This is a genomic window from Vibrio sp. 1F279 (assembly GCF_041439815.1).
Lineage (GTDB): Bacteria > Pseudomonadota > Gammaproteobacteria > Enterobacterales > Vibrionaceae > Vibrio > Vibrio tasmaniensis_A.
On sequence record NZ_JBGOOU010000026.1, the window covers coordinates 49,697 to 66,053 of the forward strand.

18 protein-coding genes are annotated in these 16,357 nt (G+C 49.3%); 17 read left to right on the plus strand and 1 reads right to left on the minus strand.

Annotated elements, in window-relative coordinates; genetic code table 11:
* The first annotated feature begins 11 nt into the window (after positions 1–11).
* The 16 genes from ACED60_RS17705 to ACED60_RS17780 all read left to right on the plus strand — a co-directional run bounded on the left by ACED60_RS17705 (position 12) and on the right by ACED60_RS17780 (position 14,484).
* Positions 12–929: a DUF1281 domain-containing protein gene (locus ACED60_RS17705; RefSeq protein ID WP_371728087.1), complete on the plus strand. Its 918-nt coding sequence runs from the start codon at positions 12–14 to the stop codon at positions 927–929.
* Between the two features lie 5 nt (positions 930–934).
* Positions 935–1,339, plus strand: coding sequence for a hypothetical protein (locus tag ACED60_RS17710; RefSeq protein WP_371728088.1), 405 nt, complete (start codon positions 935–937; stop codon positions 1,337–1,339).
* A 242-nt stretch (positions 1,340–1,581) separates the two neighbouring features.
* Positions 1,582–2,871 carry a hypothetical protein gene (locus tag ACED60_RS17715; protein ID WP_371728089.1) on the plus strand — a complete coding sequence of 430 codons (1,290 nt, stop codon included), beginning with the start codon at positions 1,582–1,584 and terminating at the stop codon, positions 2,869–2,871.
* Positions 2,868–4,388 carry a type II and III secretion system protein gene (locus ACED60_RS17720; RefSeq protein WP_371728090.1) on the plus strand — a complete coding sequence of 507 codons (1,521 nt, stop codon included), beginning with the start codon at positions 2,868–2,870 and terminating at the stop codon, positions 4,386–4,388. The genes ACED60_RS17715 and ACED60_RS17720 overlap by 4 nt, the downstream gene beginning before the upstream one ends.
* Positions 4,385–5,569 (plus strand): hypothetical protein, encoded by a 1,185-nt coding sequence (locus ACED60_RS17725; RefSeq protein WP_371728091.1) that lies wholly within the window; start codon positions 4,385–4,387, stop codon positions 5,567–5,569. Before ACED60_RS17720 ends, ACED60_RS17725 begins: the two co-directional genes overlap by 4 nt.
* 1 nt (position 5,570) lies before the next feature.
* Positions 5,571–6,263, plus strand: a complete 693-nt coding sequence (locus ACED60_RS17730; RefSeq protein ID WP_371728092.1) for a hypothetical protein — start codon at positions 5,571–5,573, stop codon at positions 6,261–6,263.
* A complete protein-coding gene (locus tag ACED60_RS17735) occupies positions 6,263–7,948 on the plus strand; it encodes a GspE/PulE family protein (RefSeq protein WP_371728093.1) in 1,686 nt (561 codons plus the stop codon). Before ACED60_RS17730 ends, ACED60_RS17735 begins: the two co-directional genes overlap by 1 nt.
* Entirely contained in the window at positions 7,932–8,924 is a 993-nt protein-coding gene (locus ACED60_RS17740; RefSeq protein WP_371728094.1) for a type II secretion system F family protein, read from the plus strand. The genes ACED60_RS17735 and ACED60_RS17740 overlap by 17 nt, the downstream gene beginning before the upstream one ends.
* Before the next feature lie 11 nt (positions 8,925–8,935).
* Positions 8,936–9,430 carry a hypothetical protein gene (locus tag ACED60_RS17745; RefSeq protein WP_102479402.1) on the plus strand — a complete coding sequence of 165 codons (495 nt, stop codon included), beginning with the start codon at positions 8,936–8,938 and terminating at the stop codon, positions 9,428–9,430.
* 9 nt (positions 9,431–9,439) lie between these two features.
* Complete coding sequence (locus ACED60_RS17750; RefSeq protein ID WP_371728095.1) at positions 9,440–9,940, plus strand: hypothetical protein; 501 nt, start codon at positions 9,440–9,442, stop codon at positions 9,938–9,940.
* A 72-nt stretch (positions 9,941–10,012) separates the two neighbouring features.
* On the plus strand, positions 10,013–10,216 hold the full coding sequence (locus ACED60_RS17755) for a hypothetical protein (protein WP_237297747.1): 204 nt from the start codon (positions 10,013–10,015) through the stop codon (positions 10,214–10,216).
* The gene (locus tag ACED60_RS17760; RefSeq protein WP_371728096.1) at positions 10,209–11,177 is read left to right on the plus strand and encodes a hypothetical protein; all 969 of its coding nucleotides are present in this window, start codon (positions 10,209–10,211) and stop codon (positions 11,175–11,177) included. The genes ACED60_RS17755 and ACED60_RS17760 overlap by 8 nt, the downstream gene beginning before the upstream one ends.
* A 25-nt stretch (positions 11,178–11,202) precedes the next feature.
* Positions 11,203–11,637 carry a hypothetical protein gene (locus ACED60_RS17765; protein ID WP_371728097.1) on the plus strand — a complete coding sequence of 145 codons (435 nt, stop codon included), beginning with the start codon at positions 11,203–11,205 and terminating at the stop codon, positions 11,635–11,637.
* 122 nt (positions 11,638–11,759) lie between these two features.
* Positions 11,760–12,848 (plus strand): trypsin-like serine protease, encoded by a 1,089-nt coding sequence (locus ACED60_RS17770; RefSeq protein ID WP_371728098.1) that lies wholly within the window; start codon positions 11,760–11,762, stop codon positions 12,846–12,848.
* Between the two features lie 373 nt (positions 12,849–13,221).
* Positions 13,222–13,716 (plus strand): hypothetical protein, encoded by a 495-nt coding sequence (locus ACED60_RS17775; RefSeq protein WP_371728099.1) that lies wholly within the window; start codon positions 13,222–13,224, stop codon positions 13,714–13,716.
* A gap of 93 nt (positions 13,717–13,809) precedes the next feature.
* A complete protein-coding gene (locus ACED60_RS17780) occupies positions 13,810–14,484 on the plus strand; it encodes a hypothetical protein (protein ID WP_371728100.1) in 675 nt (224 codons plus the stop codon).
* A gap of 403 nt (positions 14,485–14,887) precedes the next feature.
* On the opposite strand, the gene ACED60_RS17785 is transcribed toward ACED60_RS17780, so the two are convergent.
* On the minus strand, positions 14,888–15,469 hold the full coding sequence (locus tag ACED60_RS17785; protein ID WP_371722060.1) for a DUF2913 family protein: 582 nt from the start codon (positions 15,467–15,469) through the stop codon (positions 14,888–14,890).
* Positions 15,470–15,687: 218 nt separating this feature from the next.
* Between ACED60_RS17785 and ACED60_RS17790 the strand changes: the two genes are divergently transcribed.
* The gene (locus tag ACED60_RS17790; RefSeq protein ID WP_371728101.1) at positions 15,688–16,356 is read left to right on the plus strand and encodes a hypothetical protein; all 669 of its coding nucleotides are present in this window, start codon (positions 15,688–15,690) and stop codon (positions 16,354–16,356) included.
* Position 16,357 lies beyond the last annotated feature (1 nt).

Sequence of the window (16,357 nt, forward strand, 5' to 3'; positions counted from 1 at the left end):
AGGAACTGATTATGCCAAATTGGTGTGTCAACCAAATTCATATCGATGGGCCTGATTCTGATGCCATCATCGAACTCATGACCCAACCTAAACCACTGCTTCATCAACAAGCGTCACGCGCGGCGGCTAAGCTGTTTTTAGCCGGTGTCGGTGGGCTGTTAAAACCCACTTACCCGATGAGTTTTGAACTCTACCCAGACCTTGTTCGCGAGGTCGGAAGTTCAACACCAGAAAATCGTGCGTTTACAAAGTTTGTCACGTTAATGAAACAACCCGATGTGGCACTCAATGAGGAGGTCTGCCAGTGGCTGTTGGCGCTTTTTGATCAAAGCGGCCTCAAGCAGCGTTATTGGGGTGACTTACCTAAAGCCGCCAGAATGAAGATGGCACCCTTGCTAAAAAAGCAGGCCTCAGATTGGACAGGACTCTATTTTCGTCGATTACCACTCGATATTGTTTGGGCAAAGCTGGATTTACCTGAGCCAGAGCAAGCGTCTAAGAACTTTTCTCTTAGTGCGTTAGCGCCGCCGATGTTATTGGTTGAGCTCAATGGCTTTAATGGTGGTTTGTTTTCTCGCGATAGCCAAACTCCATCGGGGTATCACGATAACGTTGAACGCCTTGGCACGAAGTGGGATCGAGTCTCTGTTTTAGAGGTTGGCGAGAATCAATTGGAATTTGATACCGCTTGGTCTCCGGCGATACCACCGATAGAGGTGCTAGCGCGTCGTTTTCCAAAGACCACGCTCACCCACTTCTTTGCTGAATGCGGCTGCGCCTTTGCCGGTTACGTTCAGTATGTGAACGGGGAGAGCCATGAAGAGATTTGGGAAGACCTGGTGTTTTCTGAGCAAGAGAACGAGGAGGGCTATTACGACGTGGTGGGGCCTGACTACGTGCTTGAGCATTTCTCTCACTATGGAGGGTGATGTTGATGCAGATTATCTATGTATATGATGATGAAGGCACCATGGCACTGGCCAAAATAACGGAAAGTCAATCAGCGCAAGATGCTGCGATCGATGTGGTTGAAGCGGTGGTGAAGTGGACAAAAGAGTTCGGCTTCTCGGTTTACTCTCACAGCGAGTGCTGTGCGCACCTTCAAGAATTGGAGCAGTTAAAGCTGCAGGTGAAAAACCATGAGGTTGATGTCCATCAAACCGACTGGTTTCGTAGCATGTTGGGTTTTACCTTTTCGGTTAAAAATCCTGAGAGCGACGAGGTTGAGTGGCCGACTTGCAAAAAATATCGAGAAGAGGAGGTGTTACCGGATGAACAAGGTCACTGTTCATTGTGTGGCAGTCTTATGAACAATAAAGGAGAGTGTCTGTATCAATGAACAAGGGAATTGACTTAACGCTTTAACATCAAACGCCAGCGATAAGCTGGCGTTTTTGTTTCTACTGTAAATGTAAACCTCTACTTGAGGTTTAATGCTTAGCAGTTAAAAAACCAGTAATGATATCACAATTTAAAAAATAAATACTCGTTAAAAATACATCCACCAATGTATTTCTAATCGAGATTTTCCTCTTGCCTTTTTGTTAGCGTGTCGGGGTCTTTTATTGTCAGGAGAATGATATGCAAACGCGCTGGCTCATGTTGTCTTTTGCAGGCTTGTTGGCCGGGTGTCAAACCCCGCCTGAGCCTGTAGAGACGCCGCCACCCCCATTAAATATTCGCACCGCCCCCGAATTATCGGGCAGCAGCGTGCAAACCTCACGTTATGTCATTGAACGCTCGGCAGGCGAGCAAATGACCGACATCTTAGGCGTGCCGATTGAAGCTCGTTTACCCGTAATGAGCAAAATGAGCATCAAAGACGGTGTCGAGTTTTTATTGTCAGGCAGTGGCGTGTCGCTGCGCACTCCAACGTCTTACGCTGAAACGCAGCTCTATGCGCAGCCGTTGCCTTTGGGTCATACCGATATGGGGCACATGAGCCTTCGACAAGCCTTGCAAGTCATCGGTGGTCAAGCGTTCTCGCTTGAGGAAGATGTGGTTCGTCGCAATGTGGGCTTTCGACTTAAGTACGGGTACGAGTGGCATGCGCCCAAGCCTGTGACTGGATTTTCAGAAGGTAAGTCTCCTCTGGCGGGGACGGTGAAAGCGAACAAGGTGGCGTCGACATCGTCTATGTCCTCTTCCCCAAAAGACGCGCCGCCAAGTGTTGTCATGACCCCGCAACTGAAAAAGTCGCTGGCATCGAAAAGCACTTCATCAGAGGCGATGTCCAGTTTTGAGGATGACAATGATGCGTTTTTCGCCAGCGATATGCAGGTTAAAGCCTCGTCAACTTCAAAAGTAAAACCCACACCGTCTAAGTCGTCTGTGAAGAAAAAAACGCTCACCACTTATCGCGTCCATGCTGGAGAAAGCTTTCGCAGCGCCTTAACCCGCTGGGCTTACAAACATGGCGACCAACCTCTGGCGTTTGCTCAAGATGAGGCATTTTTGACTGCTTTGGATGAAGCGGCCACGCAAGATTTTATTCGAACGGGCTCACTGTCGGGTGCTGTGAAAGCACTGTCGGCCTCTAATCCGTCTCTCAATACGTTAACGCTGTACTCAAACACACTTTCGAAGCTGTTGACCTTTCATCCGTGGAAAGGCGAGCGCGTGACGACCTTAATGGTCTCAGGTGACACATTGAAAGCGGCGACTAAGCAGGTCACCGGGCATTATGGCTGGCGCTGGGATGAAAAATCGTCTTGGCCTGTGGCTGACTTTACCTTCACGCCTTATCCATTGGTGACCATCGATGGGGACATCAGCATGGCCATGACCACGTTGCTCGGTCCCTATCCACTCAAAGCGCAGCGCCTAGATGCGACTAAAACTATTTACATCAAAGAGGTGACGCCATTATGAACCTATTTCGTCTCTCGGGTTTTCAATCCTTCTGTCTCATTGGCGTGCTCTTAACGCTCTCAGGGTGTGAAACCCTTGGGCTCAATGAATACGACAAGCGCAATGATGAGTCCGCCTCACTGCTCAGTGACATCGAGCGCCACCGACATCGTGAGTCTCTCAAAGTCGAGCGCATTGAGCAGCCCCCGGCCAGCCTGATACCGATAGAGCGCCGCACCGATACCGACTATCTGAGTAAGACCGTTCGTGTCAGCACGCCCGCGTCGGGCTTGCCACTGAACATGGTGCTCAGCGATGTGTTGTCACCCCTTGATAAACAAGCGTGGTTTGGGGCGGGCGTGAGCCCGAATACGCGCGTGCGTATTCAGCATGATGGCTCACTGTCAACGTTACTCAATGATATTGAGCGTCAGCTTAATGTTGGCTTCACCCCAAAAGGGGACACCTTGAACGTCGAACGCTTTGTGTCTCGCACGTTTGAACTGGAATTGCCGCCAGGGATGCTCAGCGACCAGATTGGCAGCGGTGAAAGCAGCGAAGGCGGAGACGATGAGGAAGCCTCTGCGAAAGTGGACGGGCAATACGTCACCTTGTCGAGCAGCAATGTGGATGTGTTTGGGGAAGTGGCGCTGGGCGTGAAAGCATTGCTGCAACTCGACCCGGATTTAACCGGAGAGGGTGATGCGCAAGAATCCTTAGTGGGCTCTGTGCAAGCGGTGCCGTCCCTGTCTCGCTTAGTGGTACGCACCACGCCAGGGCGTATGCGTGAAGTGGTGGCGTTCGTTTCGCAGTCGAAACAATCGCTGACGCGCCAGGTGGCCTTGGAAGTGCAAGTGCTTGAGTTTCGCTCCAACCTTGGCCACGACCGAGGGATTGACTGGAATATCGTTCGCGATATCGGCGGCGACAACAGCCTGAGCTTTTTCATTCCTGGCACCAGTTTGGTTTCTGGCTCATCGAGTCCTGGGTTTGCGTTTACCGGCGGCGGTAAGTGGTCCGGCTCGACGGCCTTGATAAATGCATTGAACCAGCAAGGGCAGGTATCCACGGAAACGCCTATTACGATATTGGTGCAAAACCATCAAACCAACCACATCACACAAGAGCGCATCATCGAGTTTGTTGAAAACATCAGCTCAGACAGTGATGAGGGCGTTATCACCACTGATACGGAGCGTGGTAAGCGCAGTGAAGGCGTCGATTTCATTGTCGTTCCGAACATTCAGCGCGACCACGTTTACCTTCGAACTTCGGGCATGTTAACCAAAATTGAATCGCTGGAGACGCAAGAGGTGGGCGGTGAAACCTTGGTCTTCCCACAAATGCGTGAAGCCAAAATCAACTTTGCCAACAAGCTCAAATACGGACAAACGATTGTGGTGGCCTCAGTGTCACAAATCGACACCACGACAGAAGAAAGTACCTTCCTGGGTATCCCCTTTTTAGGCGGTAACAGTGCGGTGAAACAGCGCGTCGATACGCTGGTGCTCCTCACTCCACGGAGGGCGGACGGATGATGGAATTACTGTCTCTTCCCCATCACGGTCACGCAACTAAGACGATTCGTCGCCTGAAAAGCCGTAGCCAGCAGCCTTATCAGTACGTGTCGCAGCGTGGTGACTGGGTCTGTCTGTATGGCAGTGATTGTGAAGGCGTGGCGCGCAGTGAATGGTGGCTCGATGTGCTAACCGCGCGCGGCTTGCTCGATGAGCAAGAGGCTGATGAGCAAAATGTCACGATTATCGAGAGTATCGGAGACCTGTGGCACGCGACCTTGATAGACGCGGGTGTGGTGCGCCAAATCTGGACTGATGCGCACTATCACTTGTGCGCAGCAAATGCGGGCACCTCACACATCTTCTTGGTTGAGTCTTCAGAGGCTTTGTCCGTGGATGAAAACCATGAACGCATCGCACCGCCAAGCAACCAAGAGCTGAGCTTACTGGAGCTGTACCGGTTAACGCCACCCGCTCAACCCTTAAACAATCGCAGAGTGATAATTGGAGTGAGCGTGTTGCTCGCCGCAGTGATCGCTTTAACGCTTTATGTTCAGCGCTCTGACTCTAACGAGCCTGCGACTTCTCAAGTGAGTCATGAGAGCGTCTCGCCTGAGTTAAAAGCGCTCCCGCCATGGGGAATGTATCGCTTGGTACTGTATGAAACGGTCAGCGCGCAGACGGTCATGGAAGGGGCGCTATTGAGCGCGACTCACTTTGCCCTGCTACCTCCTGGTTGGAAAACCAAAGGCTTGACTCAACAAGGCGCAGAGCTGACGGCCACTATTGAGCGTGAGCCTAATGGCCTTATTGGTGTGTGGCAACAATGGCTGCGTCAGCATGACTCGCTTTCTTTGTTTTTGAGCAGCGATGGGGACCAACACACGCTGCGTTTACCCCTCGCGTCTGGATTGCCTTACTGGCAGTCACACGTGATGCCGATGCAGCCGACAGACCAGCGCTTACAAGACGCGCTCGTGACCATGGGTTTTATCGCGCAGCAAAGCAGTGATAAGTCATCAAGCACTTGGCAAAGTAAAACATGGGAGGTGACGCATCAAGGGGTGAGCGCATCAGAGCTTGATACCCTGGCGGCGCTGTTTGCGGTCATGCCACTCTCGATGAAGGCGCTCACGCTGACACCGGTGAGCCCACATCGTTGGTCACTCTCTTTTTCCATCACTTTATATGGAGGTCTCTAATATGACCCTTCCCCCAGTCAAAATTGGTCTCATCGCCCTGTTGGGCGCGGCGGCCGTAGCCATGGGCTACACCACGTTATTTCCTGACGTTGAGTCCGAGTACGCGGGTGCGTCCGCGGAGCACACCGAGCAAGACAACCCTATTGAGTGGGGTAGTGAGGCGCCCGCTTCAACGTCTTTATCAACATTAACCGCAGAGGCGCCGATGGCTCTGGAGCAGTCTGTAGAGGCCGTCAGTGAGGGTTTAGCTCAGCAAATGGCCAAACTCAATCTTGAGCCAGAGTCGGTCGCACCCCTGCCACCTCTTAGCGACGATATTGAGACGTACCTTAATAAGCTGTCTGAGCTCAACATGGCGACGCTTGATGCGCAGGTGCGTGAGCAAAATTTACGCTCGCAACCGGACAGTCTGGAAACCGAGTTGAGCCTCATCGGCGCCCCCGTCAGCGTGACCCCGGTGGTGAGTACGTCTTCAAGAGCGTCAAAGGAGGTGCAAACCGCCGGCTTGATGTTGGGCAGCCTTGTGCAAATCGACAACGGCGCGTGGCAGGCCCGCATTAACGTGCATGGCCGTTGGCATAAAGTGCAAAGAGGCACCGTGGTCGGAACCTTGTCGATTATCAGCGTGAGTGAGCAAGGCGTTCGTTTACGTGATAACGGCGCGCCGCGCTTTCTACGCATGGAGGGTTTTTGATGAATGAATCCAGACATGACCTGTCTTTATTGCACGACCAAACCTTACTTGAGCTGTGCATCGAAGATGGCCACACCATTGTGGATGAGGAGGGGGTGATTTGGGTGGACTGTTATGACAGCCCAAAACACGCTGATATTCGCCGTTACGTACAAGAGACGGAATCGCTCAGTGGCGGGCGCTTTTTTGCTCGTGCCCCGATGGTGAAATTAACCGATGAAACGCGTGTGCAAACCTTACTAGATATGGCGCGCACGCTACTTAATCAAGAGACGCAAGCCGCGTTGGAGTCGGCCTATGGCGATAAACTGACGCAGCTTTGCCAAGCCGCGGTGGAGGTCAAAGCCTCAGACATTCACCTTGAAGTGCATCGCAACAGTACTCAGATTTTACTGCGCGTGGATGGGCGCCGTGAAAGGCTCAAAACCTTTGCTGGCGGGGAGAGCGCTGAGCGACTCGACCGGGCGATGGGTCAATCCTTAGCGGCGTACACGTTCAGCTTAGGTAACTCCAACTACTCTCCTAGGTTGCCACTTAATGACCGCTTTGAACTCCCTTGCTCCGTCACAAAGCTGGATGAGGAGGGAGAAAGTCACCGTGTCACTATTATGGTGGAGTGGCGCGTCGCGATGATGCCGCTCAGTCACGGCATTAAATTGGTACTGCGTTGTTTGACGCCCCTTGGGGAGCCTCTCACGCTTGATAATATGGATTTGTTGCCTGCTCAACGTGATTTGCTGGAAAGTAAAATGCAGCGCCGCTCAGGCATTATTGTGCTCACCGGCCCCATGGGCTCAGGAAAAACCTCGTTAGTGTACGCCTTGTTTGACACGGTTGACCGCGTGGCGCGTTGCTGCCATACGCTCGAAGACCCGATTGAGTTTGAACAAACGGGCATCACGAAAACCTTGGTTGAGCCCAAGCGTGAGTTGGTCGATGGCTCGGGGCAATACCTGGACTACACCTTCTATGCCCTAGAGCAGCTTCGTCAAGACATCGACATCACCTCGTTTGGTGAGCTTCGAAGTCATGACACCACCAAAGAGTTTACGCGCAAAGGCGAAACGGGTGGTTTAGCCCTCTCGACCTTGCACGCCAACAGCGCGCTAGGGGTGCCGGCTATTTTTATTGAGCAGCTCGGCATTCCGTCTTCCATTGTTTCGGCGCCAGGATTGATGCAGCTCTTTACCCATCAAAAGCTGGTGCGAAAGTTGTGTCCGCACTGCGCCTTAACCCTGGATGAAGCGAAAGCGGTCTATGACCATCACGATGAGCAAGCCGCTTATCAAACCAAGTTGACTCAAGTTTCAACGCTGTTACCCGAGGCGCATCATCAAGTGCGCGTAAAGCATCCTGCTGGCTGCGAGCATTGCCGTCAAACGGGTGAAAGTGGCCGTTTGTTGGTGTTGGAGCTTATCGCCATCGAAGATGCGGACCGCGAGTTCATCAAAGCGCAGGACTATTTGGGTTGGAGTCGTTACCTGCAGACGCAAGGTTGGCCCGATATTCGTCGCCATACCCTTCATCGTATCGCCCTTGGTCAAGTGGACGTTGCGTCCGCCTCTGAGCAAGTGGATGGCTTGATGCCGGTGTCCTCTCAATCTTTATATCAACAAATCGGTCAAGAGATGGATGAGCAGGCGAACGCAGACCAAACGGAGGTCAATCATGTCGGTGTCTCTTGAACAGTGGTTGTTTGACAAAAAAGACCAAACCGCCCTCCTTGAGCAGTGGCGTACCTGCGCGCAGTACGGCATGACCACCAAGGATTTTTGCCAAAAGCTGGCAAGCAGTGGCTCGGGGAGCACGCAAAAAATTGGTCAAGCGGGTCTAAAGGCGCCTGGGGAAGGCAAACGCTTTACCGATGTGCTCAGTGGCTGGCTTTCGCCCGTCGTGGTGTCAACCCTCGCCATTGCTGAGCAAAACGGTCAGCTCAAAAGCGGCTTAGACATTGCCATTAAAGAGCTCGAAGGCGGTCAAGGCGTGATGAAGTCTCTATTACTCATGATGGCCTTTCCACTGCTGACTTTGCTGGGACTTGGCGTATTAGGCGTGTACATCAGTGGTGAAATCATTACGACTGCGGGTCTTGAACACTCGATGGCCAGTCAGGTTCGAGAGACGGTTTCAGGGCCGGGACTGGTGGCGCTGAGCCTCTTCATTGGCTCGCTGGTTATTCAAGCGCTACTCATGCCGATATGGACAGGGCAAGGGCGCGATATGGCCGATAACATCTGGCCATTTTGCGACTATCGCATGGCGGTAGCGGGCAACCTTTTGTCCACGCTCGCCAATCTGTCACAAGCGGGCATGAGCCTCAAAGCTGCCATGACGGAGGTGGACGCTTATTCGTCTCGCTATTTGAAGTCTCACCTCAATCAAATGCAGCGCCAGCTTGAAACCGAAACCAACCCAGGGCGCGCGCTCGATACCGGGCTTTTGCTCCGTGACGCGCAGGTCAACCTGAACGTGATGGGGGATATCGCTCCGCTTTCGACCTTGCTGGAAAAAAGCGCCGAGCAACACCACCGCCATTTATCGAAAAAAATGGCCACGCTGAAACTCATTGTCCCAAAAGTCATTTTAGTTTTGGGTATCTTGCTGCTCGCCGCCCTGGTGGGCAGCGCCATGGCATCCCTTTTTATCTCGATACAACTCTAAGGAAACACAACATGAAACGCATTCGTTCAAACCCAAACCAACAACGTGGTATCAGCCTGATTGATTTCATCATGTACCTCATCCTGGCCGTTTTTCTCTTTCTTGGCATCGTCAAACTCTACAACATGGCAACCGCTTGGTCGGCGCAAGCCAATACCGTCTCGGCGGTCACGCAAATCAAAGCCGGCGCGGAGAAAGTCAAAAGCGTCAATCACAGTGGTACTGGCATGAGCAAAGTGTGCAGTGCCACCCGCAATGCGGTGTCCTCCACGATTTGTGGTGATACGCGTGATGGCGTTGGCACCAATGAATATGGCGGGAATTACACCTTGACGGTCGATAGCGCGAACATGCAGCGCGTGAAGGTGGGCATCACCAACATCGATACGCAATACATCGATGACTTGGCCGATACGCTCGCTAAATTGAGTGCCGGTAACTGTAACAGCGCCGCCAGCTGCGCGACCTTAGCCGTCTCTGGCAACGTCATCACTGTGACACTGTAAGGAAATGATATGAATATTACCTCCCTCACACTAGCCAGTACGCTGCGCACCTTGGCCATGTTAGGCGTCGTCACTGGCCTATTGCTGGCGTACAACGGTGCGCGAGAAAAAGCGTTGTTTAAGCAAACAACCTCAGCGGTCATGCAAGCGATGGATGAGCAGATACGCAGCGAAACCGAGCGCACTGGCTGTCTGCACATACCGATTGACGACAACATCAATACATTGGTCAGTGAGGGATGGTTGGATGCGAGCATCCGGGATAACAGCCCTTGGTCGCTCGATATTGCCTATCAGGCGAGCCGCAACAGCGGCCGCGTGATAGGTAAGCACCTCACGTTGACGGCGCACTCCAGTCAGGAGGCAACTCGCCTTAACGAACTGGCTCAAACCGTGATAGGCAGTTGGCAATTTCAGGGGCAAACCTTAAAGATACTTGAAGTCGTTAAAGGGCCAACCGATGTATCACGCATGGAGTTTGACCCAGCTACGGCGTGTTTTGCTTGGTAAAGATAGGCTTGTCGAATAAAGGAATGAATGATGAACAATAAAATGAAAACGCTCTTATTTAAAACGAGGCCAATGATGAACCAAAAGACCAAAATGGGACTGTATTTTTTGTTAGGTTGGGGGATCGGTCTACTGACCGGTGTGAGTGTTGGCATAAATCAGAAATTGTTCATCAATCTCATTACTGAACAGCCACCCGCTGTAATGTCTCCATCCTATATTGATGCAATAACCGTAGTACCTGCCATTACGACGGAGAGCTTCGCTGATGAATAGTGCCTTCAAACAACGCGGTGTGGGGCTCGTCGAGTTCATCCTTACGCTCGTACTCAGTCTGATTATTTTTATAGCAGCCTTACCATTTTATAACGACTACCAAACTGACAAGAAAGCGAAAGCTTACAGTGAGCACATAAGAGGACTGATAGAGCGCATTCATCAATATCAATACTACAAAATCACCGAAGAAGGTGTCGATGCGACCAGTAAAGCGAGTTGGCCAGCAACGTTGGATAACCTCATGAACGACTACCCCGAACAATACTGGGGCAGTTGCACGATTGACCAAGAACTCAACAGTGAATGTAAGTTGCCAGATTATGTGCCGTGGAGCCATTCGCGTCTGAGTACTTACTTTTACACCGACCTTACGCACATACCGGCATTTAACGAGCATTTAGTCATTCGCATTCCTCTTTCTGAACTGGCTTCAGATCCGAAAGAGTGGACACGTTACTCAAATGTGTTGATTGACATTCCAGGAGCTGAGCGTGCAGGTAATGATATCCACATTACCTTGCGTCAAGCGACGTTAGCACTGATGTACGAAAACATTGTCATGCGCGATGGGAGCGCCACATTAACAGAGGATTGGGATGTGGGCGGTCAGCACGGTATTACGAATGCGAAAGACTACACGATTGCCGGCAAGGATAAGGATGGTAAAGATCGTCAAATCTCAGTTGCAAGAGGTTTGTCGACTAAACAGTATGCAAATGATGGAAATAAAATAGAAAAACCTACTTGTCCAAGCTCTCTAGCTCCGCATATTTGGATGAGCGTTGCACGCACCAATGTTACAGCCGATTATACGGCAACAGGCTCCGTCATTCCTAATTCAACGGACAACGGTAAATATTGGACTATAACAGTCAAGCAGCGCGTAATAAAAAATGACACTGGACAAGCTTACATCAATAACGGGGCGACAGTGCTCGCGGAAACCACATGCCAATAACTCACGACATAAAGGAAGAAATACAATGTTAAAAAAAAGCATGACAACACTCTTATTCACTGGAGTCTTTAGTGCCTCCGTGTCGGCGAAAGTCACACTTGACGATGCGAATACCGATGCTGAGTGGTACGCCCAGCAAAATGCCCATTTGTCAGATACATTGTTGCCAATGCAACCCGATGAGTTTGACCAGAATGCAAAAAGCGGGGCGAATCAACTTGGTATATGGGTGAAAACTTCAAGCAGTGTCACGCAATGGGAAAATGCGGGGGCGTATGCTCAAGTGATTTCACCAAATGCCACAGGACAGTCGTGCATTAAAGGTGCGAAAGCGTTAATTTCAAACCAATATACCGGTAGAGAATGTACATCATACAACTCGAATGGAACTATATGCACTGGTTATAAAACAACGGTAATAACACCTACAGACTCAGGTTATAAAGCCGAGTGTCAATAAACGAACTTTCGATCATATAAGGACGTTTTTAGTCGTAAAGATCATAAGTAAATGCAAACAATTACAAGGAAACAGACCTCTTTTGATGGTATAATGAACGCCAACTTACAGAGGTCTATTTTATGAAAAAAACATGGATATCTTTAGCTTTTTTAACCTTGTCGGCACCATCATTTGCTATTGTGAACGGCACGTCAGTTGATTGGTCACAGAACAACAACGCAGTTCAATTGGATTCTCAATTCATCGATTCAGAAGCGAATTGTACTGGGACATTAATTGCAGGTCGCTTTGTGCTAACTGCAGGGCATTGCTGGAAAGAAGGCTCTCCCTCGTACAGTGCCGATACCATTCGTTTATACTCTAATGACACTTATTCATTTACCCCGCATAAATTGGGTGAAAATTGGGGCGATGATGTGGCCCTGTTGGAAGTCGATGAAATTCTACCATACACACACTTCCAGGCCCTCATAGAAACCAATCCGTTAAATAAAGCTGGGGAGGCAATGACCATTGCAGGGTTTGGCAGGACGGCTCGCGCGCTCAATCAAGCTGACTTTATGGTTTCTAATCGGACAATTGAATTTGGGACTCAAACTCTGGAGGCTATTTTTTTAGGTACCTCGAACACGATACAAGGTGATTCGGGCAGCGCTTGGATAAACAATAATGAAATTATAGCCGTACACAAAGGGAGCGAAAATAGTCCAACATACGGTAGGCAAACCATGGGAACCAATATTGATACACCTAACGTGCGTCAATTTCTCACCGATACGGTTAACGGCTGGCACTATCCAAGTATTGTAAAAACATCGGGCGGTCAAGCGACCATTACACTGCAATCTCTGCACTCTGCACCGTTATCTCGCTCTGATATCTCTTCAAACATCATGCTCACAAACGGTACTTTAAATGTCGCAGGCAGTACATGTATTGATGCATCCCTTGCCAGTCTGAATGCGTTTGAAAAATGCACATTATTGGTTAACTTGGATGATGCGCAAAATGCAGACCTTTATCTTGGTCAAAACCAAGGAATTGATGAAGTTATTAAAGTTAATGGAACGATGCCAACCATTAAAGATGATAATGATGAGACCTTACCTCCAACAACGACACCTAGCTCAGGTAGTGGCGGCTCTCTCGGCTTTTTATCTCTACTTGGATTAGCTGTCTTCGTGCGCTTAAGAAAGAGACAGATCTGATATGGATTACAAAATTAACGATCCTGTGGTGTTGGAAATGCTCGATGGCAATGATTGGCGCGTAATACGCACCACTTACCGTCAAGCCATACGACTACTCAGAAAAACGCAGCATCGTGGGTATTTGTTGTACCACGAGGGCGCGCGGTGGGATGCAAAAGCCTGACGCTTTCACGCTGTTCAATTGTCGGCTTCATCTTGCCCCAACAAGCGGGGCTTATTGCCGTCAAAATGAACCTTATGGGATAATCTTGTGATACTTTTTGTCAACACACTCTTACTTTTCATTTTCCTACAGAGATTATTGACCTTCTCTCATGCCCCTTCCGCAAAGATAAATTTGATTAGGGGAATCAAAGGTGTCGTCATTTTAATGGTCGTCACTGTCTGGTTGATGCCGCTTCATCTCCCCTTATTCCTCCATGGCGGTGTTCTTCTTTTCTCTGTGTGGATAGGTTTTGGTTACAGTGTAAGGATCGCTTTGAATGAACTCACCTTACTCAAGCTAACCCCGTCCTTAAAGAAAAACCAATACCATGTTCACCTTTCAACGGCGATCTATCCTTTTACAAGAGATACGTACCAAGAGCTCGAACTGTTGATTGAACTGCTCCCCAAATACAGTGGGCAATCATTAATACTAACGTCACCTCTACTGAGTAAGCACGGCTCGTTCTTTAACATTGAACAATTAAAGCCACTCCCTGTGAGTATCGAGGCTTCTTATCATTCTTATTGGCGTTCACCGCTAGCGTTTCTGGTATTGTGTTATTACAAGTACATCCAGCGTGAAACTATTCTTATGCATTCCGATTTATCAAGGCAATGTCGAATACATTTAACGTTGCCTAGAGTCGATGGTGTCTAAAGAGGTGATATCAATATGAAAAACTTGGCTGGTCATGACATTTCCCTGTTTCTTTTTCGGTTTGTTCTTCATCGTAGAGGGATCAATTTTGTCATGAATGAGTCGATTGCGGAGGATTTATACCCAGAGACCGAGCTAAAACTCAAACCTATCGTACACGCCTGCTCTGAAACTCTCTTGCGCTATAAAGACCAATGTTGCGGGGAAACCATCATGGACGGTAATCTATTGGTGGATGGCGACTTTGAAGTGATGCTATCACCAGGGCTGGGCCGACATTTCATTCTGGAAGAGAAAAAGAACCTTTTCTCTGATGCTCATGAGATTGCTAAGTTGCTGATGGATGTGATGGACAGGCGAACGATTGAGATTGACTCTGGGGAGTATCTAGGTCCCCAAGCCGTGATCAGCTCTATCGGTCGTATGGGAATGAACCTTCAAGGGCTTGAATCGTTGGGGAACCGACAACAAAACACCTTTATCACTCAACTTCCTCAACTCACCAAGGATGTCCTTCCCGATGGAGTCAATGCTAGAGTCAGCTATGATCATCGTGGACATTGCATGATGTTTTTACACGATAACTTCGGCGTGATAGGAAAGGTCGTACTGGTTGATGGATCCATGCCTAATATCATGGCTGAATTATCTAAAGAGCGCTCAGAGCATGTTGATATCAAAAAGACACTGATGGAACAAATCCTTACCGCGATTGAAGTTGAGTTAATCAATCAAGTTTCGTCGTCGAGCTCTACCTTGCGTTATTAAACAATATCGAGCGGTTAGGAAAGGAAGTGCGAAGTATTTTCTTTTCTGACTGCTGTGCAGGTAGGGCGCAGCCCGTAGGACGGCATAGAGTCCTGTTAAAAATGGTCAGGAGCTGCATGATCAGATAGATTCGTTTATTATGTGCACCATCCACTGTTAATAACCTCACCTTTATGCCCACGACCAAACCTAGCCTAGTCAAAGCCAATTTCAAACGATTCATGCGTAAACCCAAATTACGTATTGAAAAAGCACAATCCCTTGAGGATTTACTTAACTGCGCGGCTTTTGGAGTTCGCTGTAAAATGAACAAGCTTTCGATTAAGGTAAAAGACGGACATTTGGTCCCGCACCAATACACCCAAGGCAAAACTAAGCCCTAGTCGGTCTCAACCCACAACGCTTACCCCTTTCGATGCAACAAAAGATGAATCACTTCATGTTCATCCACATGGTCGACTTCCACGCGATAAATGCCATTGGCCTGCACCGCTTCAATAAGTGCTTTCAACCGTTCGGTTTTCACCGTCATAGCCAGCGGCTTGATTTGGTTATTGTCTTCATCAAACCCATTCTCAATGCCTTTCTCTTTCATATAGAGCGTATCCCTTTCAAGGTCTTTTTCTATGTCTTCCAGCATCGAGGGGAATTGATGCTGTTCAAATAGACCACTCAGCATGATGTAGAGTTCATCCGCTTGTGAAAATTTAGCCTGGTACTCAAGATTCAGACGGTTCACATCCCAAAGCTTGCGCTCTAAGTTGCCAGTTGGACTGCGGCCAATGCTGAGCATGGTTTTGATTTCAGGTTTACACGTTGAGAACTGAGGCTGTTTGACTTTTGGTTTGATGAATTTCACGAGACGTTCATTTCTTCTTTTCACTGTCCAGAACCCACCTTGCTTGCTCATGGTGCAATAGAGGGCAAGCAGCGCGTGGGTCGCGAGTGCATCAAGGGCTTGATAGTGTTTCAGGTTTCGGCTCATACAGTCATTTTATCTGTTCAATTAAAGCAAGAGTTTACCAGAAAAGAGCCCAAATCAATTGAGGTTGCTCGCTTTAAATTAAAAAAACCAATAATGATAGCATAGTTTTAAAAAATAATACTCGTTAGAAATACATCCACCAATGTATTTTTAATCAAGATTTTCCTTGGGTGTTTTTGCTACGGTCGTCCCATCACTGACAACCGTAGGAGCGAGGTGTGAAATTCACTCTCAAAACGTTACTTAGAGGGCTACTGTTTAGCCTGTGGAGCCTTATTTTAAGCGCCGCTTGCCTGTTCGCCTATCAGCAGGTTTTCTCACCGGTTCAACAGGAAAGCTTTGACTCGCGATTGGACGCACTGCATCAAAGTTTGGTGTTGGCGATGAATGAAAGCCGCGACAAGGAGCGTCAAGCGCGCATTGAGGCGCTGAACTCATTGCAATTCGCGCTTGATGGGTTAACCCAGCGCATCGATGAGCAACAGGGTGAAATCACCGAGCTCATCAACACACAATCCAATCAAGGCGCTCGTTTGGATGAATTGGGCTTAGACAGCAAAAAGCTGGAAGTATTGGAAACAAAACTTCAACGCCTCTCTCGTCAATCCACAACAAAACATGCGCCCCCCGTGCGTGCCAAACCTGTCGTTAAGCCCACCGTAAAGACGCCGACCATTACCGCGCCTTTTGTCTTATTTGATGTGCAAACGCGGGGCCACATCCCGTTGGCGATTGTCGGTAAGCCTGGTGCCAGCACACTGGCAGAGTTATCCGCCCTTCAAGCAGGTCAACATTATCTCGGCTGGAAAATCACCGCCGTCAACGAACAGCACATCGAGGCGCTTTACAAAGGCCAACGTACAACGTTAACGGTCGGGGAGGGGTAAG

Bases quoted from the DNA above. Each gene is read 5' to 3' on its own strand.
- ACED60_RS17705 (WP_371728087.1), top strand. From the start codon at position 12: ATGCCAAATTGGTGTGTCAACCAAATTCATATCGATGGGCCTGATTCT.
- ACED60_RS17710 (WP_371728088.1), top strand. From the start codon at position 935: ATGCAGATTATCTATGTATATGATGATGAAGGCACCATGGCACTGGCC.
- ACED60_RS17715 (WP_371728089.1), top strand. From the start codon at position 1,582: ATGCAAACGCGCTGGCTCATGTTGTCTTTTGCAGGCTTGTTGGCCGGG.
- ACED60_RS17720 (WP_371728090.1), top strand. From the start codon at position 2,868: ATGAACCTATTTCGTCTCTCGGGTTTTCAATCCTTCTGTCTCATTGGC.
- ACED60_RS17725 (WP_371728091.1), top strand. From the start codon at position 4,385: ATGATGGAATTACTGTCTCTTCCCCATCACGGTCACGCAACTAAGACG.
- ACED60_RS17730 (WP_371728092.1), top strand. From the start codon at position 5,571: ATGACCCTTCCCCCAGTCAAAATTGGTCTCATCGCCCTGTTGGGCGCG.
- ACED60_RS17735 (WP_371728093.1), top strand. From the start codon at position 6,263: ATGAATGAATCCAGACATGACCTGTCTTTATTGCACGACCAAACCTTA.
- ACED60_RS17740 (WP_371728094.1), top strand. From the start codon at position 7,932: ATGTCGGTGTCTCTTGAACAGTGGTTGTTTGACAAAAAAGACCAAACC.
- ACED60_RS17745 (WP_102479402.1), top strand. From the start codon at position 8,936: ATGAAACGCATTCGTTCAAACCCAAACCAACAACGTGGTATCAGCCTG.
- ACED60_RS17750 (WP_371728095.1), top strand. From the start codon at position 9,440: ATGAATATTACCTCCCTCACACTAGCCAGTACGCTGCGCACCTTGGCC.
- ACED60_RS17755 (WP_237297747.1), top strand. From the start codon at position 10,013: ATGATGAACCAAAAGACCAAAATGGGACTGTATTTTTTGTTAGGTTGG.
- ACED60_RS17760 (WP_371728096.1), top strand. From the start codon at position 10,209: ATGAATAGTGCCTTCAAACAACGCGGTGTGGGGCTCGTCGAGTTCATC.
- ACED60_RS17765 (WP_371728097.1), top strand. From the start codon at position 11,203: ATGTTAAAAAAAAGCATGACAACACTCTTATTCACTGGAGTCTTTAGT.
- ACED60_RS17770 (WP_371728098.1), top strand. From the start codon at position 11,760: ATGAAAAAAACATGGATATCTTTAGCTTTTTTAACCTTGTCGGCACCA.
- ACED60_RS17775 (WP_371728099.1), top strand. From the start codon at position 13,222: ATGGTCGTCACTGTCTGGTTGATGCCGCTTCATCTCCCCTTATTCCTC.
- ACED60_RS17780 (WP_371728100.1), top strand. From the start codon at position 13,810: ATGAATGAGTCGATTGCGGAGGATTTATACCCAGAGACCGAGCTAAAA.
- ACED60_RS17785 (WP_371722060.1), bottom strand. From the start codon at position 15,469: ATGAGCCGAAACCTGAAACACTATCAAGCCCTTGATGCACTCGCGACC.